The sequence below is a fragment of the Flavobacterium aquiphilum genome (assembly GCF_027111335.1).
Taxonomy (GTDB): domain Bacteria; phylum Bacteroidota; class Bacteroidia; order Flavobacteriales; family Flavobacteriaceae; genus Flavobacterium; species Flavobacterium aquiphilum.
Genome location: NZ_CP114288.1, coordinates 4,319,921 through 4,346,048, shown reverse-complemented (window position 1 = coordinate 4,346,048; position 26,128 = coordinate 4,319,921). Strand labels below are relative to the sequence as shown.

At 35.0% G+C, this 26,128-nt stretch carries 18 protein-coding genes; 8 read left to right on the top strand and 10 right to left on the bottom strand.

The genetic code is table 11. The annotated features are described in order from the left end of the window. Window positions 1–90: 90 nt before the first annotated feature. Together OZP12_RS17565 and OZP12_RS17560 are read right to left on the bottom strand one after the other, a co-directional pair. Entirely contained in the window at window positions 91–5,613 is a 5,523-nt protein-coding gene (locus tag OZP12_RS17565; RefSeq protein ID WP_281226384.1) for a DUF8696 domain-containing protein, read from the bottom strand. Between the two features lie 936 nt (window positions 5,614–6,549). Beyond that, the gene (locus tag OZP12_RS17560; protein WP_281226383.1) at window positions 6,550–7,770 is read right to left on the bottom strand and encodes a 3-oxoacyl-[acyl-carrier-protein] synthase III C-terminal domain-containing protein; all 1,221 of its coding nucleotides are present in this window, start codon (window positions 7,768–7,770) and stop codon (window positions 6,550–6,552) included. 378 nt (window positions 7,771–8,148) lie between these two features. On the opposite strand from OZP12_RS17560, the gene OZP12_RS17555 reads away from it, so the two are divergent. The 4 genes from OZP12_RS17555 to OZP12_RS17540 all read left to right on the top strand — a co-directional run bounded on the left by OZP12_RS17555 (window position 8,149) and on the right by OZP12_RS17540 (window position 11,494). After that, entirely contained in the window at window positions 8,149–9,033 is an 885-nt protein-coding gene (locus tag OZP12_RS17555) for an OmpA family protein (RefSeq protein WP_281226382.1), read from the top strand. A gap of 133 nt (window positions 9,034–9,166) precedes the next feature. Continuing rightward, window positions 9,167–10,345, top strand: a complete 1,179-nt coding sequence (locus tag OZP12_RS17550) for an AIR synthase related protein (protein ID WP_281226381.1) — start codon at window positions 9,167–9,169, stop codon at window positions 10,343–10,345. 90 nt (window positions 10,346–10,435) lie between these two features. Further along, entirely contained in the window at window positions 10,436–10,792 is a 357-nt protein-coding gene (locus OZP12_RS17545) for a hypothetical protein (protein ID WP_281226380.1), read from the top strand. An 81-nt stretch (window positions 10,793–10,873) separates the two neighbouring features. After that, window positions 10,874–11,494, top strand: a complete 621-nt coding sequence (locus tag OZP12_RS17540; RefSeq protein ID WP_281226379.1) for a GNAT family N-acetyltransferase — start codon at window positions 10,874–10,876, stop codon at window positions 11,492–11,494. 18 nt (window positions 11,495–11,512) lie between these two features. On the opposite strand, the gene OZP12_RS17535 is transcribed toward OZP12_RS17540, so the two are convergent. After that, window positions 11,513–14,209, bottom strand: a complete 2,697-nt coding sequence (locus OZP12_RS17535; protein WP_281226378.1) for a tetratricopeptide repeat-containing sensor histidine kinase — start codon at window positions 14,207–14,209, stop codon at window positions 11,513–11,515. A 236-nt stretch (window positions 14,210–14,445) separates the two neighbouring features. Between OZP12_RS17535 and OZP12_RS17530 the strand changes: the two genes are divergently transcribed. After that, the gene (locus tag OZP12_RS17530) at window positions 14,446–14,883 is read left to right on the top strand and encodes a hypothetical protein (protein WP_281226377.1); all 438 of its coding nucleotides are present in this window, start codon (window positions 14,446–14,448) and stop codon (window positions 14,881–14,883) included. A gap of 89 nt (window positions 14,884–14,972) precedes the next feature. Here OZP12_RS17530 and OZP12_RS17525 read toward each other — a convergent pair whose 3' ends face one another. The 6 genes from OZP12_RS17525 to OZP12_RS17500 all read right to left on the bottom strand — a co-directional run bounded on the left by OZP12_RS17525 (window position 14,973) and on the right by OZP12_RS17500 (window position 20,755). Beyond that, window positions 14,973–16,064 (bottom strand): peptidylprolyl isomerase, encoded by a 1,092-nt coding sequence (locus OZP12_RS17525; protein WP_281226376.1) that lies wholly within the window; start codon window positions 16,062–16,064, stop codon window positions 14,973–14,975. 87 nt (window positions 16,065–16,151) lie between these two features. Next, window positions 16,152–17,276, bottom strand: a complete 1,125-nt coding sequence (locus OZP12_RS17520) for a peptidylprolyl isomerase (protein ID WP_281226375.1) — start codon at window positions 17,274–17,276, stop codon at window positions 16,152–16,154. Window positions 17,277–17,282: 6 nt separating this feature from the next. Continuing rightward, window positions 17,283–17,906, bottom strand: coding sequence for a gliding motility-associated peptidyl-prolyl isomerase GldI (gene gldI / locus OZP12_RS17515; protein WP_281226374.1), 624 nt, complete (start codon window positions 17,904–17,906; stop codon window positions 17,283–17,285). A gap of 71 nt (window positions 17,907–17,977) precedes the next feature. After that, on the bottom strand, window positions 17,978–18,982 hold the full coding sequence (locus OZP12_RS17510; protein ID WP_281226373.1) for a DHH family phosphoesterase: 1,005 nt from the start codon (window positions 18,980–18,982) through the stop codon (window positions 17,978–17,980). A 68-nt stretch (window positions 18,983–19,050) separates the two neighbouring features. Beyond that, on the bottom strand, window positions 19,051–20,307 hold the full coding sequence (locus OZP12_RS17505) for a voltage-gated chloride channel family protein (RefSeq protein ID WP_281226372.1): 1,257 nt from the start codon (window positions 20,305–20,307) through the stop codon (window positions 19,051–19,053). 61 nt (window positions 20,308–20,368) lie between these two features. Beyond that, a complete protein-coding gene (locus OZP12_RS17500) occupies window positions 20,369–20,755 on the bottom strand; it encodes a RidA family protein (protein WP_281226371.1) in 387 nt (128 codons plus the stop codon). 326 nt (window positions 20,756–21,081) lie between these two features. Between OZP12_RS17500 and OZP12_RS17495 the strand changes: the two genes are divergently transcribed. Beyond that, window positions 21,082–21,750 carry a hypothetical protein gene (locus OZP12_RS17495; RefSeq protein WP_281226370.1) on the top strand — a complete coding sequence of 223 codons (669 nt, stop codon included), beginning with the start codon at window positions 21,082–21,084 and terminating at the stop codon, window positions 21,748–21,750. A 67-nt stretch (window positions 21,751–21,817) separates the two neighbouring features. Here the strand turns inward: OZP12_RS17495 and OZP12_RS17490 are convergent, their stop codons facing one another. Further along, the gene (locus OZP12_RS17490; protein ID WP_281226369.1) at window positions 21,818–22,345 is read right to left on the bottom strand and encodes a hypothetical protein; all 528 of its coding nucleotides are present in this window, start codon (window positions 22,343–22,345) and stop codon (window positions 21,818–21,820) included. Window positions 22,346–22,586: 241 nt separating this feature from the next. Here OZP12_RS17490 and guaA point away from each other — a divergent pair, with 241 nt between their 5' ends. Beyond that, on the top strand, window positions 22,587–24,116 hold the full coding sequence (guaA, locus tag OZP12_RS17485) for a glutamine-hydrolyzing GMP synthase (RefSeq protein ID WP_281226368.1): 1,530 nt from the start codon (window positions 22,587–22,589) through the stop codon (window positions 24,114–24,116). A 64-nt stretch (window positions 24,117–24,180) separates the two neighbouring features. After that, a complete protein-coding gene (locus OZP12_RS17480) occupies window positions 24,181–26,061 on the top strand; it encodes a LysM peptidoglycan-binding domain-containing protein (RefSeq protein WP_281226367.1) in 1,881 nt (626 codons plus the stop codon). Window positions 26,062–26,128 lie beyond the last annotated feature (67 nt).

The following is a 26,128-nucleotide window of genomic DNA, read 5'->3' as shown; positions in this document are numbered from 1 at the left end:
TTAAAAGAGAACATAATTCAATTGATAAAAAAAAACAAAAAAGCATCCGTTTGTGGCGGATGCTTTCTTTTTAATTAAATTGGTTTTGAGTTATTGTGAAGAAAGTACTTTTTGAGTGCTGCTTCCAGCATTGGTAGTTACTTTAACAATATAAAGTTCCGCTTGTCCAGTATAAGGGACATTTAGAGTTACTGAATTGCTCAAATAACCATTTGCATCATAGTTAGAAGCTACAACATAGCCCAATGAGTTGATTATCTCAATTTTTACATCAGTTACATATTTAAAATCATAAGTGATAGTCAATTGATCTTTGAATGGAACGGGACTAGCTACAAAAGTAGAAGTGTCAGCTAATCTGGCAGTATCAGTTGTGATAAGGCTTTGATCAATTGGAGTTGCACAAACAAGTGGTTCAACGCCATAACCTACAAATATTCTACATCCATCGAAAGCATTATTGATTAAATCAACAGCAGCTGTTATTTCAGACAATGTCAAGCCATTTGTGCTTCCGCCGCCCAAAGCTTGATTTGCCAAAGCAAATAATCCTTGAACAGTTTTAGGTGAAATAGCATCTACGACTTTTTGTGATATAGTATAATATTTGTACTCGTTGATTACTGGTGTGAATCCTCCAGGAGAACATTGTCTAGCTTTTGGTATATCAGATCCACAACCTCCTTCTGGTTCAGCAACTGCAAATGTTCCGGCTTTCAATTCAAAGTTACCAAGGGCGCCATTTATACCGATGTTAAGACCTAAAGCAATGGTTTGTGCCAATAAAGCATTATTGATTTTGCCATTTTTCAAGTATTTATTGAATTGATTAGAACTTATTTGAATGTCACCTGATAATACTTTACTAGGTCCTCCACCAGGCATTACTCTTATGATATCATCGATATCATCCGGAGCCATCATCCAAACAGAATTTCCTGGTAAACCAACAGTCAAAGTACTGTTAGGATAAGAAGCTAAAGCTTTGGCGATAAGTCCTGCAGTGGTATATGGTTGTCCTTCGGCACATGACATACCTCCAGGGTTACCATAGTATCCTTGTGTATAAGTACATAATGCAGCTGAACAAATTTGAGCATTTACTGTCAAACAATTACTATTTGCAGAACAGGCAACACCATTGAGTGTACTTGTAGCTACTCGACGATAGTAAGTAGTAACTGATACCACGCCTGGATCATAAGTTTCAGATGTAGCACCACTGATATTTGTAAATGCACCATCACATCCTGTGGTGTTATTTTGCCATTGGTAAGTAACTGTTCCTCCTCCCGAACCAGATGTAGTACTGGTAAAGGCTACTGGATCAGCTCCAATACAAACCGTTTGGTTTCCAGCGATTGTACCAGGAGCAATGTCATTTGGTGTTACAACAATTACATTACTGTTTGCGGAACAACCTACATCAGAAGTAGCAACTCTTCTAAACCAAGTTTTAACAGCTACTGCAGGTGAATCATAAGTTGCAGATGTTGCTCCTGAAATGTTAGAGAAACCAGCTGAATCACTAGTTGTACTACTTTGCCATTGATAAGTAATTGTACCGTGGTCAGAACCAGGGGTTACGCTGGTAAAGGCTGCAGGGTCAAACGGTGAACATAATGTTTGACTTCCAGCAATTTCACCAGGAACAATTCCGGTTGGAGTTACTGTTAAACAATTACTGTTTGCAGAACAGGCAACACCATTGAGTGTTGAAGTAGTGACTCTACGGTAATTTGTGGTTACTGTTACAGCTGGTGGATCGTAAGTAGCAGAATTAGCACCTGAGATATTTGAGAATGTACCATCACAACCAGTTGTACTCATTTGCCATTGATAAGAAATCACTCCGGCTCCTGTAGTACTTCCTGCTGTAGTGCTTGTAAATGCAATTGCATCAAATGGGGAGCAACCTATTTGGTCTCCAGCAATTACTCCAGGGTTTACAGGGTTTGGAGTTACGGTCAAACAATTGCTGTTTGCAGAACAGGCAACACCATTAAGAGTAGAAGTAGCAACTCTGCGGAAATTGGTTATTACCGATACTGCACCTGCATCATAAGTTGCTGATGTAGCTCCTGAGATATTTGTCCAAGTACCGTCACAACCTGTTGTGCTCCATTGCCATTGATAGGTAATTGCACCTCCATTAGTAGTGCTTCCTGCCACTGAACTTGTAAAGGCTGCAGGGTCAAATGGAGAGCATAAAGTTTGACTTCCAGCGATTGTACCAGGAGTAATGTCATTTGGTGTTACAACAATTACATTACTGTTTCCTGAACAGCCAACATCAGAAGTAGCAACTCTTCTAAACCAAGTTTTAACAGCTACTGCAGGTGAATCATAAGTTGCAGATGTTGCTCCTACAATATTAGTGAAGCCTGCTACTGCACTTGTAGTGCTGCTTTGCCATTGATAAGTAATTGTACCGTGGTCAGAACCAGGGGTTACACTTGTAAAGGCTGCAGGGTTAAACGGTGAACATAATGTTTGACTTCCAGCAATTTCACCAGGAACAATTCCGGTTGGAGTTACTGTTAAACAATTACTGTTTGCAGAACAGGCAACACCATTGAGTGTTGAAGTAGTGACTCTACGGTAATTTGTTGTTACACTCACAGCCGGTGGATCGTAAGTAGCAGAAGTAGCGCCGCTGATATTTGAGAAAGTACCATCACAACCTGTTGTACTCATTTGCCATTGATAAGAAATGACTCCTGCTCCAGTAGTACTTCCTGCTGTAGTGCTTGTAAATGCAATTGCATCAAATGGAGAGCAACCTATTTGGTCTCCAGCGATTACTCCAGGGCTTACAGGGTTTGGAGTTACAGTCAAACAATTGCTGTTTGCAGAACAGGCAACACCATTAAGAGTAGAAGTAGCAACTCTGCGGAAATTGGTTATTACCGATACTGCACCTGCATCATAAGTCGCTGATGTAGCTCCTGAGATATTTGTCCAAGTACCGTCACAACCTGTTGTACTCCATTGCCATTGATAGGTAATTGCGCCTCCATTAGTAGTGCTTCCTGCAGTTGTACTTGTAAAAGCAGCTGGATCAAATGGTGAACAAAGCGTTTGGTTTCCAGCGATTGTACCAGGAGCAATGTCATTTGGTGTAACAACTATAACATTACTGTTTCCAGAACAACCAACATCAGAAGTAGCAACTCTTCTAAACCAAGTTTTGACAGCTACTACAGGTGAATCATAAGTTGCAGAAGTTGCTCCCACGATATTAGAGAATCCAGCAACAGCACTTGTAGTACTACTTTGCCATTGATAAGTAATTGTACCGTGGTCAGAACCAGGGGTTACACTTGTAAAGGCTGCAGGGTCAAACGGAGAACATAATGTTTGACTTCCAGCAATTTCACCAGGAACAATTCCGGTTGGAGTTACTGTTAAACAATTACTGTTTGCAGAACAGGCAACACCATTGAGTGTTGAAGTAGTGACTCTACGGTAATTTGTGGTTACTGTTACAGCTGGTGGATCGTAAGTAGCAGAAGTAGCACCGCTGATATTTGAGAATGTACCGTTACAACCAGTTGTACTCATTTGCCATTGATAAGAAATGACTCCTGCTCCAGTAGTACTTCCCGCTGTAGTGCTGGTAAATGCAATTGCATCAAATGGAGAGCAACCTATTTGGTCTCCAGCAATTACTCCAGGGCTTACAGGGTTTGGAGTTACTGTTAAACAATTACTGTTTGCAGAACAAGCAACACCATTAAGAGTAGAAGTAGCAACTCTACGGAAATTGGTTATTACTGATACTGCACCAGCATCATAAGTTGCTGATGTAGCTCCTGGGATATCTGTGAACGTACCATTACAACCTGTTGTACTCATTTGCCATTGATAGGTAATTGCTCCACCTCCTGTACCGGATGTTGTACTGGTAAAGGCAGCCGGATCAAATGGTGAACATAGCGTTTGACTGCCGGAGATTTCACCTGGATTTATGTTATTCACCGTAACCGTAAACTGGCTTGTTCCGAAGCAACCTGCATTCGTTAAACTTTCGCTTCGAACATATATAGTTGCAGTTGTAGATGTTGAATAAGTTGTAGGAGCAAGTATTTCACCTGTATAATCGCTACCTGTGTAATAATGAATTGTGCCACCGGTAGTAGTTGCTCCAGTAGTCAAGTCAATAGATCCTCCTGCACAAGCAGTTTTATCAGGAACTGATACAGTAGGAGGGGTTCCTGTATTACCAAATAAAAATGGACCGGCAAAATCTTTCAGCTCGCTACTAAAAGCGCCTTCGTTTGGTCCACCACCACTACTACGGGTTTTAACTAATAAACTACCCAATATATTACTACAAGGATCCTGTGTACCACGTTTATCTAATCCGAAAGCAGTAAGATTGATACCTATTTCAACAAATTGCAAAGGTTGATAGTCAGCTACAGGATCAGGTGCGGAACCTTCAAAAGTTCCCCATGGTGGACCTTGAGTACTGGCATTAATATTAACTCTACCCCAAATAAAGGTTTCATTGTTATTATTTGCGGTAATAACACCATATCCAAAAGTTCCTGAGCTATCTCCTTTTTCAAAAGTACCTGGCACAGTTGTAAAAGGACGTAATGGATTAGAATTATTAAAATTATTAAAAACGGTTTCATCCATCCATACTCTAATTCTAACTTGGGGTACATTTCCTCCATTTGTATAATCTATGGAAATAATAATGGTTCCAGGAATTGCAACAGTTCCGTCAGGATTGAATGTAAATGCAGTTCGACCTCCGTCTGGACCAGTTTTGCCTGGAACAGACAAATCTGCAGGTGTTTCTAATGCAGTTCTGAAAAATTCAAAATCGACATGTTTATTACCATTGGTAACTGCGATGGATGCAGCTGCATAAGCGTAAAGAGTTGTAAAAGGTCTTGGGTCAGAAGCATCGGGAATTCTGGGGCCTTCTCCTCTTAAGTGAGCAAACACATCTAAGAGATCATCTTTTTGAGGAACACTACCCGAAGTACCTATACTCCAAGTAGATGGATTGTCTGAATTCTTATCTCCAGAACCTGCAAAATAAGATTTTTCAGCACTCCCTCCCTGTACATAATTATCTCTTCCATAAACAGCATCTAGCCATAAATAGTCTCCTTCATTAGCTCCTATACCACTATGAACAACTGGGAAAGGAAATGGAGCAGTTGGTGTTGTTATTGATTGTCTTCGCGAAAATGCGTGGTTATCAGTAACATCCGGGAATGGTATGGACTGATCTATCACTCCAAAACCAGGACCTGGATAACTTGTTTGAAACCAGTCATCAGTTGCAACAGCCGAAGGAAGGGCTATCGGAGGATTAGCAATATTAGAAAACTGTAAAAGATTGGCATAAGCATCGGCATCAACACCAAAGTTAGCCTTCACAGCAGAAGATCCTACTAATTGCCCATAAGAATTGGGGGTAAATCCTATCCCTAAGAGCAACAAGAAGGCATAAAAAAAGAGCTTTTTATGAAACGTACCCGTCCATAAAAAACTCGAATTGCCTGTTTTGGGATAGCAGGATAAAAAGCAGGACAAAGAGTGCCAATTTTCTTTCACTCTTTTTATCGTAAAAAAGATAATTTTTTTCATAATAATTTTAGAATTTAATTAATTCCATAATTATTAATAAGAAATGATTAGTAGAAGTTGAGGTTTCGAAAAACTAAAAAGAGTTGTTTCATACAATCAATTTTGTTTAATTAAACTTTGAAATATTGCTTACAAAAATCAGGAAGCTTGCCGATCTGGAAACATTCTCTCTGACAACAAATCTGCTTCAATAAAATGAAGTACCCCTTACAAATGAATGTTATGTTATGTAGAATAACGCTATATTCATTTAGTGCCAAAAAAAAATTAATAAGTATAAAGCGATTTTAAATAATAAATAAAAATGATTAAGTCTTGTTTCCCTTGTATTTGTGATAATGCAAGTTTACAATCGCGAACCCTACTTCAAAAAAGACTATGAAGTTTACAATCATCAAAGGATACTCTATTGTGGGGAGCAATCGGAGATTCTTTTTTTTTCAAAATTAGTTAAGAGGGGCTAATTTTAATTCAAAAAAATTCAAAATTTAATATAATGTTAATGAGGTAAAATAAGTTGGAAATAATTTAAAGAATAATATCCTAAACACAAATAACTTCAAATTGAAGTTCACTATCTTGAAGGATTAATTATTTAAACCAATAATAATCCGCTAATTTATTCTCAAATTAAATATTGTTTCAGATAATCAAATCAATTTTCTTTTAAGAGCAATCCTGAAATTAAAAGTTAGACTCAAAGTTACTCAATTAAGAAAAAGATGTTTAAGAAAAAAACAAAATATGGATGAAAACTAATTATTAACGATAAAACGCATCTAGATTAAGAATATGACTACATGTTGATTCAATTATAAAAAGAATTAATGTGTTGAATATGTGGTAATTACCTGTTAATATTTTGCAGAGCAAAAAGTCTTTTTTTAGTTTCCTTTTATGTTAGTTTTCAGTTGTATTTGCCAAATCTCATAAAAATCAGATTTTTTCAAGTAGTAATCCTGTAGCTGTTAGTCCGGGGCCGAAAGCAATTGCCACCACTTTTGTACCTGCTTTAATTGTTGGATCGTTTATGATTTCATTAAAAATATGTGGGATTGTTGCTGAGGACATGTTTCCATGCACACGCAACACTTCGTAAGACCATCTGGCATGATCTTTAGAAACGCCAAGTTCACTCACAACATAATCGATAATTTTTGGTCCGCCTGGATGAATTGCAAAATGCATTTTGGACTTTTCTTCATCGAGATTAGTGCCGTATTTAGAACAAAGAGTTGTTAAAAAGGATTTAATATTTTTGCGAATAAAAACAGGAACTCTTTTAGAAAGTGTCATCAAGAAATTGTATTCTCCCAAATCCCAAGACATATCTTCTAATGAATCTGGAATGATAACCTCGTGAGAAGTTAATATGCGGAGTCCTTTTTTCTCCAGAATACTCTTATCGTCCATGAATGTTTTTTCTTCGTACAAAGAATAACCTATAAAACCATCCGCAAAAAGTGAACAAATCATTGTATTTGCAGCTGAATATTCAGTCAAATTCAAGTGAGCAGACAATAATTCCGTATGAACCACATCAGCTCTTCCATTTTCTGAACTTGCCTGTATTAAACTCCTTGCTGTACGAATAGCCGGGAAAGCGCCATAGCACCCCATATGATAGGAATGTGTGACCTGAACCGTATTCCAATTTCTTTCGATTACCGCTTCTTGTGCTACGCTAGGAGAAGAATAACCGGAACAGGTAACGTGTATTAGATTTTCAGGCTTAGTAGCTGTTTTGGTATAAAATTGATTGAATACATATCCCATTTTTCTTTTAAACCATTCCATTCGAACTTCAATTTTTGGGCCAAAAGAATTTCCTTTTTTGACTTCAAAGCCACTTGGGAAATGATATTCAGATGGAGAGGTGATTTTCATTATATTGTCAATAAAAGCTTCAACCTCTTCAAAAATTATGCATTGCCTACTACTAATATTTTCAGAACTAACTGAATATTTGTCCACTTCGGCCGAAATAGTGCCAAAATGAACTAATTCATTATCAGTATCAATATTTCCCAATTCGTCCAATTTTGGGAGATTCTGAAAGTGATAATATAAAAATTTGGTATATTGGTTAAGCTTTTCCTGCTCAAGCAATTTACCAACTAAAACTGGATGGAAATTGGAGAGTATAATGCTTTTCATAACTCTGAAAATTAATAAGTTACGTTAGTTTTTACTTAAAGTTAAGAGAAAACTTCCTAAAGAAAAATAAGTAATTTCTTTTCCTTAGAAGTTTTTTAATTAAATCATTGATTAACAGGTGTTTGTAAATGTTGTATTTTTGTTAAAATGTTAAAAATCAAGTAATTATAAGAATTAGGTTACTTGTGCCAGTTAAGCAGTTATTGATGGTGTTCTGGAAATACCAACGCTGGATGATGAAACATTTACTCAAATGATTCGGTATGCCAAACGTCACAATTTTAAAGATATTCATGTTTAAGTTCAGCTTTAATTAATTCAAGTTTATGATAAACAATTAAGTTTTATTGTAAATTTGAAAGATAAAATCCCCAAATCATGAAGTTTTTAATCACATTGCTATTCAGTTTTACGGTTTCTTATGTTTTTGCGCAGGAACAAGTTTCGTTCTTTTTTGATAGCGATAAGTTTGTTTTGCAAAAGGAAGAGCTGGCAAAATTGAATCAATGGTTAACCACAAATAAAGAAGTAAAAGTTGTTGGGGTTTATGGTTTTTGCGATGAAGTAGGGACTGTTGGTTATAATGATACTTTAGCCAAAAAGAGAATTAATTACGTTTACAATATTATAAAGAACAAAGTGAAAATTAGGGAAGATTTCAAAACGAGAAGTTTTGGTAAATTACATACTTTGTCTCCTATTAAAGCCGAAAACAGAAAAGTTACCCTGTATTATATTTTGCCAAGTGATTTTGCTAATGAAGAAAAAATAATAGCCGAAAAGCAGGATATTCCAGTGCAAAAGGAAAAGCCAAAAATTAAATTTCCTGATATTTATGTTTATCAAAACCCTGATGGTACTACTTCTAGCATTAAGATTGATACCATCTTTATGCGAAAAGTCAGTATGGCCAATGTAGGGGAGAAGCTCAAACTGGAAAGCATGAATTTCTTTGTAGATACTTTTGCAATAATGCCACAATCCAGATCGGTTATGTTCGAATTGCTTACCGTGATGCAAAACTGTCCTGATTTAAAAATACAGATTCAGGGACATATTTGTTGTGTTACAAAAGATTATAGGGATTTAAGTACCCAAAGGGCCAAAGCTATTTGCAAATTTTTGGAATTTAATGGTATCTCGAAAAGCAGAATGACTTTTGTTGGGTTCGGAGCTACAAAACCATTGTTCCCCATACCCGAGAAAAACGAAGCGGAACGAGAAGCCAACCGCCGCGTAGAAATAGAAATTATCGAGAATTAGAATTTTAGGATTAAGATTTTCAATTGAAGTTGATTTTTGAAATTGAAATTGGGATTGATTTCTGAAATTGAAATTGATTTTTAAACTTTAAATTTTAAACTTATCTTTGCCCAATATACACACAACTAAAAGAATGAGTTCAGATACTTCAAAAAGATATGCGCAACGCGGTGTTTCTGCATCCAAAGAAGATGTGCATAATGCTATTAAAAATATTGACAAAGGTTTATTCCCTCAAGCATTTTGTAAAATCGTCCCTGACTACTTAACTCAGGACGAAGATTATTGCTTGATTATGCATGCTGATGGTGCCGGTACAAAATCGTCATTGGCCTATATGTATTGGAAAGAAACCGGAGATATTTCGGTTTGGAAAGGTATTGCCCAAGATGCCTTAATCATGAATATCGATGATTTATTGTGTGTAGGTGCAACTGATAATATTTTGCTTTCGTCAACTATAGGAAGAAATAAAAATTTAATTCCGGGCGAAGTTTTATCAGCTATTATCAATGGAACTGAGGAGTTAATAAACGAGTTGAATTCTTTTGGTGTGACCATTCATTCAACAGGTGGCGAAACTGCCGATGTTGGGGATTTGGTGCGAACTATTATCGTAGATTCTACCGTAACAGCCAGAATGAAACGTTCAAAAGTAATTGACAATGCCAATATAAAAGCTAGTGATGTTATTGTTGGTCTGGCTTCTTTCGGTCAGGCAACTTACGAAAAAGGATATAACGGAGGTATGGGGAGCAACGGACTAACTTCTGCCCGTCATGATGTTTTCGAGAAATATTTGGCTAATAAATATCCTGAAAGTTTTGATGCTGCCGTTCCAAATGAATTGATCTATTCAGGTCAGGTAAAATTGACCGATGCTGTTGCCAATTCACCAATCGATGCTGGACAATTAGTACTTTCACCAACAAGAACTTACGCGCCGATAATCAAGAAAATTTTAGACAAATATACTTCTGAAGATGTGCACGGAATGGTGCATTGCAGTGGAGGAGCACAGACTAAAATTTTACATTTTGTTCAAAATCTGCACATTATAAAAGATAATTTATTCCCGGTGCCACCTTTGTTCCAATTGATACAGGAGCAATCCAAAACAGATTGGAAAGAAATGTACCAAGTATTTAACTGTGGACACCGAATGGAATTATATGTACCGGAAGCTATCTCAGCCGATATTATTGCTATTTCAAAATCATTCAACGTTGATGCACAAATTGTGGGAAGAGTAGAAGCTTCGGATTCTAAAAAGCTTACAATTACAAGCGAATACGGAACTTTCGAGTATTAAAAATGTTTAAAAGTCTAGAGTTTAAAAGTTTAATCGTTGATTAGTATTTTTTTAAACTTTTAAACAATTAAACCCTTAAACTTTTTAAAAATGTACGAACTACTTTTTTGGCAATATCAGGAAGGAATTTATCTTAACCATCATTTGGTTTATGAAGCTTTAGTGGAGCAAGAAGAAGTAGAAGGGTTGGAAATACTTCCTGTTCAGGTAATCTTGAATCGTATAAAATCAGTTTTTTCAAATTGGGAAAAAGTAGATGAAAACAGTTGGAAAAATACCAAGGGCAAAGGAGCTTTTCAGGTAATAAGCACTCCTCAAAGTATCAAAATAGATTGTTATGGAACGGAAGGTAAAACTATGAACCTTTTGGTTGATACTTTGGAAGAATTCAAATGTCCGCTTTACGACCCGCAAGTTCCCGTGCGTTACGACGAAATGAACGAATAAAATTTTTGTTAAGAATGAATTAGCTGTAAATCTCTTTACAGCTTTTTTTGTCTTTATTTTAAATTTGTAAAAAAAAGAATAATGGCTACTTTTCAATTCCCACAAAACATTGTACTCGAAGATGAAATGGTTCTGCTTCGTCCGCTACAAATAACCGATGTAGAAAATCTATTGGATATTTCACTCAATGAACCCGAAACCTGGGAATATTCATTAGTCCGTGCCAATGGAAAAGAAAACCTTGAAAATTATATTCAGTTAGCGATTAAAGCCAGAGAAAGCGAGAAAGAATTCCCTTTTATAGTTCTCGATAAGAAAACTGGAAAATACGCGGGGAGTACACGTTTTTACGATATCAATTTACCGTTCAAAACTCTTCAATTAGGTTATACTTGGTACGGGAAAGATTTTAGAGGTACAGGACTCAATAAACACTGTAAGTATCTTTTGCTTCAATTTGCTTTTGAAACATTAGGAATGGAGCGTGTAGAATTTCGTGCCGACAATAATAATCAACGAAGTATAGCCGCAATGAAAAGCATCGGTTGTAAAGTAGAAGGTGTTATGCGAAGCCACATGCCAACGGCAGATAGCGATGTTCGCCGAGACAGTATCATATTGAGTATCCTTAAAGATGAATGGTTTGCAGAGGTTAAAGAAAATTTAAAGTCAAAATTGTCTTTATTGTCAAATAATTACTAGTGGTTTATGGATTTTGCGTTATGAAATAGCGTGAGGAAAACTGAGATGAAAAGTAGTACCAACATTTTCAATACTTTCTACCCAGATTTTTCCGTTATGTATTTCAATAAATTCCTTGCACAATATTAATCCCAATCCTGTACTTGGTTCGTTTTCAGTTCCGGTTCTATTGGTTTTAGTGTCAATTTTAAATATGTTTTCAATCATTTTGGCATCCATTCCTATTCCGGTATCAGTTATTGAAATGATCGTGTTTTTTTGATCTTCAGAACCTTTTATTTTTACTTTTCCTCCTTTTGGGGTAAATTTTAATGCATTAGATAAAATATTTCTAATCACTGATTGCAGAATATGGTGATCGGCAAAAATTTTGTTGTTTTTATCGATGTCTGTTTCGATGGTTATGTTTTTTTTGGAAGCATTTTCAAGTAGCGGTTTCACACATTCTTTTACAATTTCGTCCAAATTATTTTCTTTTGGTGAAAACGGAATTAATCCTTGTTCCATTCTGGACCATTCGAGTAAATTATCCAAAAGAGCATTTAAATTTTTGGCCGAATTTCTCATATTGGTAGCTGCAAATTGAATTTCTTCTTTACCCATTTCGTCAATATCCTCGGCCAAGAGTTCGGTCAATCCGAGAAAACCTATAAAAGGTCCTCGTAAATCATGTGCAATGATGGAGAAGAATTTGTCTTTTTGTTTATTGATGTTTGATATTTCTTCGTTTTTATCCAAAAGCAATTGGTTTGTGTTTCTTTTTGATATGTACAACCAAAAAAATAAAACAAGAAGGATTGCAACAAAAATTGTGATTGTTACCAGCAGGTACACTTTTCTCGAAGCACTATGAATTTTTAGTTTTTGAATCTCGATTTGTTTATCTCTTAATTCAATTTCTCGTTTAGATTGAAGATTGCTTAATTTGTTTTGATTTTCATTCGAAAACAACGAGTCCTTGATGGCTATATGTTTTTCAAAAGAGATTAAAGCTTCGTTGAAATCACCTTGTTCTTTTTTGGTTTTGTAAAGTTCAAAGTAGCACTTTCCTAATCGGTCTGCAATACCTTTTTCCGAAAATATATTTGCGGCATTATTAAGATATTTGACTGATTGTGATAATAATTTTTTTTTATTGTTTGGATTATCCAAAGCCATTTTATAATAGGTGATTCCCATTGCCAAATAGTTATTTCCAATATTATAGTTTTGGCTTTTGTCGTAACTGTTTAAGGCTTTTTTGAAAAAATCGAGACTTTTTGCATATTCTTTTTGATCCGTATAGATTTGTCCAATTTTGGAATAACAATATCCTAAACCATTTAAATCATCCATAGAAAGGTTTAGTTCTTTTGATTGGGTATAATATTCAAGGGCTTTGGTATAATTTTTTTGATCATAATAAGCCGAGGCAATATTGTTCAAGTTATAAACCATTGATATTTTATTGCCTGTTTTTTTGTTTATTTCAAATGCTTTATTGAAATATTTATAGGCTTGATCGTGTTTTTTTATTTCAATATTCAGCAATCCTAAGTTGTTATAAGCTTCGGAAATTCCATTGAGATCTTTTAGTTCTTCGTATGCAGACAACGAAAAGTAAAAATAGTTTATAGCTTTATAGTAGTCAGTAAGTACCCATTGGCAAACCCCGAGGGAATTATATGACTTAGCTATTCCTTTTTTCCAATTTATTTTTTGAGCCAGTTTTAGGGCTTTTTCTCCATAAGGAATTCCTTCTTTTGGACTAGTGTAAAAATAACTGCTGGCCAGTCTGTTTAAAATATTGATTTTCGTAGTATCTGCGGTTGCTTTTTGAAGAGATTCTTGCAATGCGTTCAAAGATTGTGAATATTGTTGCTTATTTGTTGATGTCTGCACCAATGCCTTTTTTGAAAGAGCTATATATTTGTTTTTATTTATAGTATTCAGCTTGGACATTAAAATATAAGTATCACTCAATTGCTTAAGAGTATTGTCAATGTTTTCGACTTGACTTTTGTCGTATTTGTTTAATGCCATTGAGAAATAATTCACCGCTTTTGGGTAATTTTTTTCTATCGAATAGATGTTGCCAATTCGGGTGAAACAATAGGCTAAACCATTATTGTCTTTGATTTCTTTATTTAGCTTAATGGATTCATTGTAATATTCAAGTGATTTTGAATAATTGTTTTGTTTGTAATAAACATCGGCAATATCATTTAAATTGTAGATTATTGATACTTTATTGTTGCTGAGTTGATTGATTTTTAATGCTTTTTCAAAATAAGAAAGTGCTTCCGGATATTTTTTTCGAGCCGAATAAACAAATGCTATGTTTTTGAGCGTAGCAGATTCAGATGTCGGTTTATGTATTTGCTTATATAATTGTAATGCTTTCTGCAAATGCACTAAAGCTTGATTGTAGTTCGATAGCGTTTGGTTACAAATTCCGAGATTCTCATTTGCTTCAGCAATTCCTTTTTTCCAACTTATATTTTTAGCCAATGATAATGCGGTGTCACCATATTTTAATCCTTCTTGCGCATTGGAATAACGGTAGCTTGTGGCGATTTTGTTCAAGATGTTGATTTTGACTGTATCAACATTTGTTTTCTGAAGTTTGATTTTTAGTGCAGCTACTGGTTCTGAATTTTGATTTTGGCTAAAGACAAAGTTACCTATAACCAATAGGTATAACATCCATTTGTTTAGTTTAGGAAGTACATTCATTTTTGTAGCTTTTTATGGTTTCCTTTAAATAGAATATATTGTATCGTCAGAGCCCAATAATTATACCAAATTAATAAATAGTTGGTTTATAGTGTTTTTTTTATCGATAAAAAGTTTTTTGTAGTATTTGACTTTTTTTTATTGCTTCGTGGCTAATATTGAATATTCAAATTAATAAACGTGTATTTTAAAAAAGAATACCTTTGCATGAGATAGAAATTAATAAATCAAAACGCATGAAAATAAATCCAAAAAACGGAATTGATAAACTCATTTTCGGAATGAAACAAAATGATGTTATTGCTGTTTATGGCAAACCTGACAAAAATTACAAAGACGAAGATAATAATGTGATTTTTGTTTATAATGAGCTTAAAATCCGTTTGACTTTTTATGAAGAAGAGGATTTAAAACTCGGATATTTAGTGGCCTCAAGTCCAGAATTGGAACTATTTGGTTATAAGATCATCAGCCGAAAAATAGCTGATTTAAAAAAGGATTTAGCTGAAAAAGGGATAACCAAATTTACTTTGGATGAATTTGATACTTTCGAAAATTACTTCAATGAAGAAAATTGGATTATCCTTCAAGTCGAATTTGGTGAAGTTGTTAAATTTGAAATAGGGGCAATAATCAACGACAAAGATGAATTTGACTGGAAGTTCAAAAAGTAGTGTTAGGTATTAAGTTTTTTAGTGTTCAGTTTCGATAACGGTTGAAACTGAACACTAAAAATAATCTACATGCAATTTTGGTCGCGATATTATTTTGTTGTTTCCGTATTAATCTTAATCAATTCTACTTCGAAGACTAAATCACTTTTTGGAGGAATGGCACCAGGGTAACCGCGATCTCCATAAGCAAGTTTATAAGGAACATAAAATTTATATTTTGCCCCTTCTTTCATTAATTGTACACCTTCAGTCCAACCCGGAATTACCTGATTCAAATTAAAATCAATTGGTTCTCCACGTTGAATACTGCTGTCAAAAACAGTTCCATCTACAAAAGAAGCTGTATAATGTACTTTTACATTACTATCGATTTTTGGCGTAGCACCAGTTCCTTCTTTCAGAACAATGTATTTAAGGCCACTAGCTGTTGTTTGTCCGTTGGCAAATTCTTTTAAAGCTTTTTCATTTTTAGCAGCTCTTTCCTTCTCTTCTTTCTCAGCGGCTAATTTTTCTTCAACTGATTTGTTACTGTAATAATCAGAGAACACTTTTACAGCATCAAATTTTTTGGCAGCTTCACCTTTTCTGGTGATGGTGATTTTTGTAATAACATCATCTTGTGCGATAGCATTCACAACATCCATTCCTTGTGTCACCTGACCATAAATAGTATGTTTTCCGGTAAGCCATGGAGTGTCTTTGTGTGTGATGAAAAATTGACTTCCGTTAGTTGCTGGACCAGAGTTGGCCATGGCTAGGATTCCTGCTTTGTCAAATTTTGAATCAGTAAATTCATCTTTAAACGAATAGCCGGGACTACCAGAACCATTGCCATTTGGATCTCCACCTTGTATCATGAAATCTTTGATAACTCTATGAAATTTCAAGCCATCGAAAAAAGGTTTTCCTTTAAATTTCTCAATGGTTACAAATGGATTTTTTCCTTCAGCCAAGCTTATGAAATTCGCAACTGTTACAGGAGTTTTTTTGTAGAATAATTCAACAGTGATATTTCCTTTGTTTGTTGCAATAGTGGCAAAAATACCTTCACTAGGTGTTGGTGTTTTTTTTACGGCCGTCGCTGTCGCTGCAGGTTTTTTTGCGGGAACTAGCTTTTTTGGAGTTTGTGCGTATAAATTAAATAATCCTAAAAAGAGTAGTAATGTGATTTTAGATTTCATTTTTTAGCAAATTATTGGTTTGTTTGATTGTTGTTTTTATTTGGAAACCCGACAGGTTTTTAAAACCTGTCGGGTTTTAAAGAAAAGTTAATTAGACATTTTATCCATTAGTTCAATTTCAAAAATGATATTGGCATTTGGTGGGATAACATCACCAGCACCTGCTTCTCCATAGGCAAGATATGATGGAATAAAGAGTGTCGCTTTGTCACCGATAGCCATTTTATCAACTCCTTCGATGAAACCAGGAATCAAACCAGACTTGCTTCCGGCTTGAAATTGGATTGGAATGTATTGATTGGCAGCTGCTTTTTCAGGGATAAATTTTCCAAAAGTTTTAGCTGTGCTTTCTTCACTTGTATCAAATAAAATACCATTTTCAAGGAATCCTGCATAATGAATATAAACTGTTGTTCCTGCAACTGGTTTTTTACCTGCACCTTTTTTGGTAATTACAAATCGAAGTCCCGTTGCCGTTTTTGTAGATTTCTCCTTTAATTCGGCAAAGGAAGCTATTTTTTGATCGCAAACAGCTTTGTATTTGGCTTCGTATTCTTTTTTGGCTGCAGCTTCAGCAGCAATTTTTTGTCTTTGTTTTTCTGATTCTATTTTGAAATAATCATAAAAAGTCTTTTTAGCATCAAACTTTTTGGCATCTTCACCATTTCTGATAATAGTTACACTTTTTATAAAATCATCTTGATCGATTTTATTGACTACTTCCAAATCGTAATTTACAACATGCCCAAAAATAGTGTGCAGTCCGTCTAACCAAGGCGTTTCTAAATGAGTGATAAAAAATTGACTGCTGTTGGTCCCAGGTCCATTATTTGCCATCGCCAATATTCCGCCTTTGTCAAATCTCAAATCACTGAATTCATCTTTAAATTTGTAACCTGTATCTCCAGATCCCGTTCCTAATGGATCTCCGGTTTGTATCATAAATTCTTTGATTACCCTGTGAAATTTCAATCCATTGTAAAAAGGTTTTCCTCTTAAAGTATCATTAACAATAAAATCATTATCTCCTTCTGCCAAAGTGATGAAGTTGGCAACTGTTACTGGGGCTTTTTTGTAATCCAATTCCAACAAGATACTTCCTCTGTTTGTCTCAATTTCGGCATATAATCCGTCAGGGAGATTGCTGTATTTTTTGTTACAGGAAATTAAAGTTGCAATGAGAACTATTGCAATTAAAATGTACTTTTTCATTTCGTATTAATTTGTTATCGTGTCTTTTGTCGTAGGTTTTATTTTTGGAACAGCATTGGCTTGAATTTGCGGATTGTATTTCGCTTCAGGCATGAAGTCTCTAAGCGTTACTGTACAAAATAAAGGCTGGTTGGTTCCAATTTTGTTGTTGTCACCATGGTATCCATATCCCATATGCGAAGTAAAAAGGAAGTGTACTTTTTCTTTTTTTCGCATAAGTTTTATTCCGTCCCTCAATCCCATCATGATTTCCTGTTTGTCCACTTTATAGACTTGTGGTTCCAATTCTTCTTGAGAGTAGATAATATTGCCTTTCAAATCTTTTACTTCGTAATCAAATAAGGCTATATCTCCTTTTTTTGGAGTAAGGCTGTCAGCAAGGTTTCTGGTTTCATAGTAGTACCAATATCCTTTTTTGGAAGCGATGTATTTTTTTGATGGATCGCTCTTTATCACCGCTTCGATTTGATCTTCTTCACCGGCAATTAATTTTTTATTTCGGGCAATGGACTGTTTCATGAAGCTTCCTGAAGATTGTGAAATCGGTCTTCTGGCTTCCTGATGTTGTTTGCAACCTGTTAACAAAACAGCTGCAAAAAAAAGGATTAATACTATTTTAAAATGCTTCATAAGTTATAGTTTATTATGGGGGCATAATTGCTTCGCCTTTAAGTAACTGCTTGAGGCGACATTGTTGATTGTTATATTTCTAATTTTTGTACTAGATTTTCAAATTTATGTAATGTTTCTTCCATTGAAACTTCTGATTTTCCTCCGGCAGCATTGATGTGTCCACCTCCATTAAAATGTTCTCTTGCAAATTGATTCACATCAAAATTACCTTGCGAGCGGAAGGAAATTTTGATAATTCCTTCATCCTTATTTTCGATAAAAATAGCGGTAAAAACGATTCCTTTTATGCTTAAACCATAATTAACAATGCCTTCGGTGTCTCCTTTTACATAGTTAAAACTGTTTAATTCCTCTTGTGTTAATGAACTGTAGGACGTTTTATGATCCTCCATTACTTTCATGTTTTGCAAAGCACGACCCAATAGCTGTAAGCGGTTATAAGAACTATTATCAAATAACAGTGTTGGGATTAAAGAATTCTCTACTCCAAGGTCAATCAAATCGGCAATGATGCGGTGAGTTGTTCCTGTGGTTTTCGGAAATCGGAACGAACCAGAATCCGTTAGGATTCCGGTGTAAATGCAAGTAGCGATTGTTTTGTCCAAGTCTTGTTTTTTGCCCAAAAAGACAATGAAATTGTATACCATTTCGCAAGTCGAACCATAAGCAACATCCGAATAAGTGTATGTGGAATAATCGTCCGGGCTTTGATGGTGGTCAATCATTATGAACGGAGCCGTAAGTTTTTTCAAGACTTGTTCCATTTCACCAACTCTATGAAGTGCGTTGAAATCTAAAGTGAAAATCAGTTCTGCTTCTTCAAGGATTTTTGTGCAAACTTCTTTATTGTTTTCGTAGATTTTTACGTTTTCAGAACCAGGCATCCAAGCTAGGAAATCGGGAAAAACGTTTGGAGAAATCACTGTTGGAAAATGATTGTTTTTTAGCAAAAAATGGTATAATGCTAATGTCGAACCCATAGCATCTCCATCTGGATTTCGATGCGGAATTATCGCAATTTTTTTAGGAGTTGATAATAGTAACTCTATCGCTTGTATGTCTTGTATATTCATAAGATTGCGAAAATACATTTTTTAAACTAAAAGTTGAAAGCTTTTAGATAATTATAACGAATTCTGATTTAGAAATATTTCAGTCCTTTTTTTCGAATACTTTGGTATAAAATGGATTTTGGGCCTTTCAAAATCTGTGATTTGTAGATTCCAACTGAACCCGAAAAGAAGTAAGCAATAATGCAGGCAATCCCAATATAAAGACCGCTTTCGATACCAAAAAGTTCCATTCCCATGATCGTACAAGCGATAGGTGTGTGGGTAGCTCCCGAAAACACAGCTACAAATCCCATTCCGGCCAATAAGGCAATTGGTAAAGGAACTACAACTGATAAAGCGCTTCCTAATGTTGCTCCGACAAAAAAGAGCGGAGTTACTTCGCCACCTTTGAATCCGCAGCCAAGAGTGAATCCGGTGAAAAGAATTTTTAAAAGAAAATCATAAGGTGCATTTGGAATAGAAAAAGCGTCAACGATCATTGGTACACCCAATCCAATATATTTTGTTGTGCCAATGAAATAAATCGTAACGGACAAAACGATTCCACCGATGAAAGGTCTTAAAGGGGGATATTTAATGGTTTTAGAAAATAATTTTCCCCAAAAATGAGTACTCCTTGCAAAAAGTAAGGCTGCAAGGCCAAATAAAACACTAACAATGAGTATCCAAAATAATGCTGTAAAATCCATGTTTGGAACCGATGGAATACTGTAATGCGTATGTTTTATTTCGTAGAATTCAACCGTAAAATAAGCAATGTAGGCTACCAAAAAAGAAAGGACAATACTTCTGAAATTAATTTTGTGAAAAAAGACAACTTCCAAAGCAAATAAGGCTCCTGCCAACGGGGTACCAAAAACCGAGGCAAAACCCGCACTGATTCCCAGAATCATTAAGGTTCTTCTTTCGGAATGATTAAGTTTGAAAATTGAAGTACATAAATCGGCAATCGCGCCACCCATTTGCACAGCAGTTCCTTCACGTCCCGCCGATCCTCCAAAAAGATGAGTAATCAATGTTCCAAACAAGACCAGTGGAGCCATCATGAAAGGAACTCGTTTTTCGGGCTTATTGTATTCTTCCAATAAAAGATTGTTGCCTTTTGTGATTTTGGGATCAAAATAAAAATAGAGATATCCTATAAGCAAACCTCCAATTGGCAATAGCCAAATAATCCAATTGTGATTATTTCTGACTTGGGTTACAAATTCTAAAGAGACCAGGAAAAATGCTGATGCCGATCCAGAAAAAATGCCTATCAAACAACAAATAGAAATCCATTTGAGCGTGATAAGCATTGTTTTTTTTATTCTTTCAAAATCCATCAATTATAATACTTTAAATAATGTTTTGTATAAAAGTATTACAAACGTAGTGTTTTTTGAACTATTCTGATACAACAGCGGTGAATTCAATTTCAACCAAATATTCAGGAGCTACCAATTGATTGATGCCGTAAAATCCAGTTGTTGGTTTTATGTCTTTAAAGAATTTTGCGTGAGCAGTTGCAACGGCCTCAAATGTAGAAACATCAGTAGTGAAAATTCTGGTACGGATTACATCTTTCATTCCTACGTTAAGATCTTCCAATACTTTTTCTACTCTTTCCAATATATTTAGGGTTTGAGCGTGCGCATCATCAGCTTTTACTTTTTCTCCGTCAACTATTGCAACAGTTCCTGATACTTCGATGATATTTCCAATACGAACCGCGCGGCAATATCCCATTTTATCTTCCCATGGTGACCCTGTAAGGATGTTTTCTCTTTTCATTATAATATTATTTAGTTTTTTGTTAATTGTTTAAAGAATAGATTTTCCTTAAAAGGGTGCAATTTATAAAAATTAGAATTAATAAAAGGCTTGCTTTTGCTTCAGAGGCCTGAATGGGGATTGTTTTTCGCTTTTTATAACAAAAAAATAAAGATGTTTTAATTTATCATATCTATTCAGTGAATGTTAATCTTCGTGTTTTTCAAAATTTAGAATATCTTAACAGCTAAAGAGGAATAAATTATATTAGTTTTGTGATTTTATTATAGCTGTTTTTTTATTTTTGGCCAAAATGTTTTAAGATAGAAACCTACTTTTTTGAAACTATGAAGCAAATTTTTTTAATTTTTCTTATTGGTTTTGCCACTTGTACTTATGCTCAGATAGAGTTTAACAGTAAGTTCAAAGGGATTCCTCCAGTTAATATAAAGCCAAAAGAAAAGAAAAATACACCTCCGCCGGTAGATACTTCTAGGATTATCCCTCCTAATATTTATAAAAACCCAAACCCGCTGTCTCCTAATCCGGTTACTGAGTATAGACCAACAATTAAGAGTGAGATTTCGATGCTTCCAAAGGAAGACGAGTTTATAAATCCGGGAGATGAAGTAAGGGATAGATTGAATAAGAAAACCGACCGTCAGGAAGGAATTGCTTACCGCCGTAATCAAAATTTAGGAACTTACAAGACAACTTCCGAATCGGCAAAAGTAATGTATAGGGATGCCCAATATGTAGATGGCGATTTAATTAGGGTGTATTTGAATGGAGAGGTTATTCAGCACCAAGTATATTTGGATAGTAATTTTAAAGGTTTTGAAATTACTTTAAAAAAAGGATTCAATAAAATTGATTTTGAAGCTTTAAACCAGGGAGATAGTGGCCCTAATACTGCCGAATTCAGAATCTATGATGACAAGAAAAACTTGATTTCAGCCAGTGAGTGGAATCTTGGAACAGGTTTTAAAGCGTCTATTATTATTGTCAAAGATTAAAATTTTATATAAAAAAAAACGAGGCTGTCCCTTTTGAGGTAGCCTCGTTTTCTTTATTTACAGTCTATTAAAACGGATCAGCTGTAACTTCAAAATTCATATTTGCTTTAACCGTTACTTCTTTGCTTAAGGTTTCCTTTGTGGTTACTGATGTGCGTATTTTAAAACTTGACGCTTTAATGTAATTATCCAATTTTTGGCTTGTACATGTTAAATTAATTGTGTTCGAAGTCGAGCTGATATTGTCTTGATAAGCCAATTCGATTTCATCCGAAGAATTTGTGGAAATGTACATGTGAACCGATTTGACAAAACTAAATGTCTTGTCGACAGGATCAGTGATGGTTAGTTTTAATTCTTTCAATTTTACGTTTTTGACTAAATCAGCACTAGTATTGTTGTTTTTGAATTCGGCAGAAGAGTTAGTTGTAACATCAGGAGTTGGGACTTCAAAAGGAGTGTTAAGAGACGTTCCCACACCTATTTTGAATGAGGTTTCTTCAGAAATGGTAAATGTCAATAATTTATCCACTTCACTGCACGCAATAGTTAATAGTAAAATAAGAGATGTAATTACAATTGTTTTTGTTTTCATGTTTGTAGGTTTTTGTTCAAAGGATATAACGTACTAATGTTTGGGTTATTATCTGTTAAAAAAATTGATTTTCATTTGTGGGGCTAATGATAAAAACAAGATTTCTTTAGTTTTTCCAAAAAAGTCTGGCGACAAATATAGTCTCGGACTTTAAATTTTTGATGTTTTTTAGTTAAAAAAGAAAATATTTTTTTTTCGAAATTCAATTTTTGAAATCAAAATATAAAAAGTATTTTTGCGCATGCAACACAACGTACTTATTTTAGATTTCGGATCGCAATATACACAGCTTATTGCGCGTAGAGTTCGCGAATTAAATATATTCTGCGAAATTTTCCCTTACAATCACATTCCTAGTGATTTATCAAGTTATAAAGCCGTAATTCTTGGTGGAAGTCCATTCTCGGTTAGAGGAGAAGATGCACCGCACCCGGATTTGTCGCAAATCAGAGGTAAACTCCCTATGTTAGCTGTTTGTTATGGAGCACAATATTTGTCTCATTTTAGTGGAGGTGAAGTAGCCGCTTCGAATACCAGAGAATACGGTAGAGCGAATTTGTCCTATATTAAGGAAGATGAAGTTTTCTTCGAAGGGATTACTCCAAACAGCCAAGTTTGGATGAGCCATAGCGACAGTATTAAAATTTTACCAACTAATGGAGTAAAACTTGCCAGCACACATGATGTAGAATTTGCTGCGTACAGAATTGAAGGTGAAACAACTTATGCTATTCAGTACCATCCAGAGGTTTACCATTCTACTGAAGGAACAAAAATGTTGGAAAACTTTTTGGTAAAAATAGCCCACGTTCCTCAAAACTTCACACCAAATGCTTTCGTTGAAGAAATCGTAGCCGAAATGAAAGAGAAAATCGGAGATGACAAAGTTGTTTTAGGTCTTTCAGGAGGTGTGGATTCAACAGTAGCTGCGGTTTTATTGAATAAAGCGATTGGTAAAAACCTATATTGTATTTTCGTAAATAACGGATTGCTTCGTAAAAACGAATTCGAAAGTGTTTTGAATCAATACGAAGGAATGGGATTGAACGTAAAAGGAGTAGATGCTTCTCAACGTTTTTACGATGCCTTGGCAGGTGTTACTGACCCTGAAAAAAAGAGAAAAGCAATCGGGAATGCCTTTATCGAAGTTTTTGATGATGAATCCCATAAAATTGAAAATGTTACTTGGTTAGCCCAAGGAACTATATATCCTGACGTAATCGAATCGGTTTCTGTAAAAGGACCATCGGCAACTATCAAATCACACCATAATGTAGGAGGTTTGCCGGATTATATGAAATTGAAAATTGTTGAGCCTTTGCGTATGCTTTTCAAAGACGAAGTGCGTAGAGTAGGAGCAACTTTAGGAATTGATCCTGAGTTATTAGGAAGACATCCTTTTCCAGGGCCAGGATTGTCCATCAGAATTTTGGGAGACATTACTTTAGAGAAAGTTCAAATTTTACAGGATGTGGATAAAGTATTTATCGACGGATTGAAATCTTGGGGATTATACGATAAAGTTTGGCAGGCCGGAGCGATTTTGCTTCCAGTTAACAGCGTTGGAGTAATGGGTGATGAGCGTACTTATGAGAAAGTAGTTGCCTTAAGAGCCGTAGAATCTACTGACGGAATGACCGCAGATTGGGTACACTTGCCTTATGATTTCTTGATGAAAATATCCAATGAAATTATCAATAAAGTAAAAGGTGTGAATCGTGTAGTTTATGATATAAGTTCAAAACCACCAGCAACAATTGAGTGGGAATAATATAATTTTTTTAACATTAAGTCGTTACATTTGTAACGACTTAATTGTTTAAACCTACTTATTTATGAAAGAATTTTTAAGAATTTTTTTGTTTGTTGCTTTTGTTTCAAATGCCTCTTTTGGACAGCAATCAGCAACAAAACATAAAGTTTTAAAAGGCGAAACCATCCCCCAAATCGCTAAAAACTACAACACTACTCCGTCTGAAATCTACAGACTAAATCCAGAAGCCCAAAACGGAATAGCAGAAAATGAAATGCTGAATATTCCGGAATTACTCCCTCAACCCAAAAATACAATTACACATACAGTTGCCCCAAAAGAAACCTTGTTTGGGTTGGCGACTAAATATAATGTCAAAGTTGAGGAGATTCAAAATGCAAATGCCGTTGCACTTGCCAATGGATTGCAAGTTGGTCAGCAATTAATAATTCCACAGGAAGATATACAAAAGCCGGATTCCGCTTCCGCAAAAAATACGCATTTGGTTCAGCCAAAAGAATCATTGTTCAGTATTGCCCGATTGTATAATGTGTCTGTGGAAGATTTGGATAAAACCAATTCGGCTATATTAAAAGATGGTTTACAAGTTGGTCAGGAAATTAAAATCCCGAACAAAAAGAAAACGCTTGACGGCAGGGTGAGAGTAATCAATTCTGAAACTGTTTTCTATGTGGTGAAAGCCAAAGAAACCAAGTACTCGATAGCGAAACAATTCGGAATTACCGTAGAGCAATTGGAATCCCAAAATCCTGAAATTGTAAACGGATTGACAGAAGGAAATAGATTGGCTATTAACGTGAAAGAAGTAAAACCAACCAATGAAAATGAAGAGTTGATGCTTGCATTGGCAGAAAAACAAGTTGTAGTCGAAAAATCGAAAGCCAGTGCAAAAGAGATCAATAGCTTAAAACAAAAATTGGTTTTGCAGGAAGAAATCAATCAGAAGGTAATTAAGGTAAATGGTCTTTTGGTGAATTTAAAAGAAATCGATAATACCAAAGAAGGTTCATCTGAAAAACTTAAAATGGTTTTGGATGCCAATAAAAAAATACAGGAAATTCTTTTGGTAAAATTGGATTCGTTGGTGAATACGATGAACAAAGATTTGAATGAATTGAAAAAAACAGAATTGGTAGATCTTGACGAATCAATTCGTTTGCAAAAGATATCCAATGAAAATATTCAAAAAACCAATGAATTATCCCAACAACTGAAAAAACAATTAGCTGAAAACAGAAAAGTATATTCCGGTTTGATGGACAAAGCCGAGCGAATTGTTGTCGAAGAAAATCAGGAATACAAGAAAAGCATCAGGGAAAACAGTAAAACCAAAGTTGAAACAAAGGTTGTAAAATTGACGACGGTTGATTTGAAAAACATGGAAATGGAACAACGCACTCGTGATTTGAATAATTTGAAGTTGATAACTAAGCTTGATTCGTTAAACAGGGAAAGTAAGTCAGAATTGAGATTACACATCGGTAAGGCAACTTTTTACAGCAAAGAAGCTCGAATGTTCGATGATAATTTGGCCAAACTAAAAAATCAAAGTTATCAGAATAAAGCACACGAAGCGCAATCTAAAACTGCTGTAGCTGCCAAATCGTTGACTTTGGATCAAATTAAAAAAGAATTGGCTAAGCAACCAACCAAAGTTAAATCCGTCAAAATTGAAAAAGTTGAAGGTATAAAAGAAGCAAAAGCGGGCTATTATATTGTATTGGGTAATTTTCAGGAAGCTGGTGCCAGAGATTCTTTTATCAGGAAATTGACTGATTTGGGTTCCTTGGAGGCTAACTTTTTCTATAATATGAACATACTTTCCTATTATGTTTATTCTAAAATGTTTGCAACCAAAGAAGAAGCACAATATGAGTGTATTCAGAAGCAAGGAAAACCTCTTTTTGAAAAAGTATTTGTTGCGAATGTAGTTTCCGAATAATTTGAATTAAGGAATAAATTAACAAACCCAGAAGTAATTCTTTCTATAAACACAGTATTTTTGCTGA

What these genes read in the sequence shown, in the direction of transcription:
- OZP12_RS17490 (WP_281226369.1), bottom strand. Translation starts at nt 22,345, where the DNA reads ATGAAAACAAAAACAATTGTAATTACATCTCTTATTTTACTATTAACT.
- gldI (WP_281226374.1), bottom strand. Translation starts at nt 17,906, where the DNA reads ATGAAGCATTTTAAAATAGTATTAATCCTTTTTTTTGCAGCTGTTTTG.
- OZP12_RS17520 (WP_281226375.1), bottom strand. Translation starts at nt 17,276, where the DNA reads ATGAAAAAGTACATTTTAATTGCAATAGTTCTCATTGCAACTTTAATT.
- OZP12_RS17500 (WP_281226371.1), bottom strand. Translation starts at nt 20,755, where the DNA reads ATGAAAAGAGAAAACATCCTTACAGGGTCACCATGGGAAGATAAAATG.
- OZP12_RS17545 (WP_281226380.1), top strand. Translation starts at nt 10,436, where the DNA reads ATGTACGAACTACTTTTTTGGCAATATCAGGAAGGAATTTATCTTAAC.
- OZP12_RS17495 (WP_281226370.1), top strand. Translation starts at nt 21,082, where the DNA reads ATGAAGCAAATTTTTTTAATTTTTCTTATTGGTTTTGCCACTTGTACT.
- OZP12_RS17525 (WP_281226376.1), bottom strand. Translation starts at nt 16,064, where the DNA reads ATGAAATCTAAAATCACATTACTACTCTTTTTAGGATTATTTAATTTA.
- guaA (WP_281226368.1), top strand. Translation starts at nt 22,587, where the DNA reads ATGCAACACAACGTACTTATTTTAGATTTCGGATCGCAATATACACAG.
- OZP12_RS17535 (WP_281226378.1), bottom strand. Translation starts at nt 14,209, where the DNA reads ATGAATGTACTTCCTAAACTAAACAAATGGATGTTATACCTATTGGTT.
- OZP12_RS17560 (WP_281226383.1), bottom strand. Translation starts at nt 7,770, where the DNA reads ATGAAAAGCATTATACTCTCCAATTTCCATCCAGTTTTAGTTGGTAAA.
- OZP12_RS17480 (WP_281226367.1), top strand. Translation starts at nt 24,181, where the DNA reads ATGAAAGAATTTTTAAGAATTTTTTTGTTTGTTGCTTTTGTTTCAAAT.
- OZP12_RS17555 (WP_281226382.1), top strand. Translation starts at nt 8,149, where the DNA reads ATGAAGTTTTTAATCACATTGCTATTCAGTTTTACGGTTTCTTATGTT.
- OZP12_RS17505 (WP_281226372.1), bottom strand. Translation starts at nt 20,307, where the DNA reads ATGGATTTTGAAAGAATAAAAAAAACAATGCTTATCACGCTCAAATGG.
- OZP12_RS17530 (WP_281226377.1), top strand. Translation starts at nt 14,446, where the DNA reads ATGAAAATAAATCCAAAAAACGGAATTGATAAACTCATTTTCGGAATG.
- OZP12_RS17565 (WP_281226384.1), bottom strand. Translation starts at nt 5,613, where the DNA reads ATGAAAAAAATTATCTTTTTTACGATAAAAAGAGTGAAAGAAAATTGG.
- OZP12_RS17540 (WP_281226379.1), top strand. Translation starts at nt 10,874, where the DNA reads ATGGCTACTTTTCAATTCCCACAAAACATTGTACTCGAAGATGAAATG.
- OZP12_RS17550 (WP_281226381.1), top strand. Translation starts at nt 9,167, where the DNA reads ATGAGTTCAGATACTTCAAAAAGATATGCGCAACGCGGTGTTTCTGCA.
- OZP12_RS17510 (WP_281226373.1), bottom strand. Translation starts at nt 18,982, where the DNA reads ATGAATATACAAGACATACAAGCGATAGAGTTACTATTATCAACTCCT.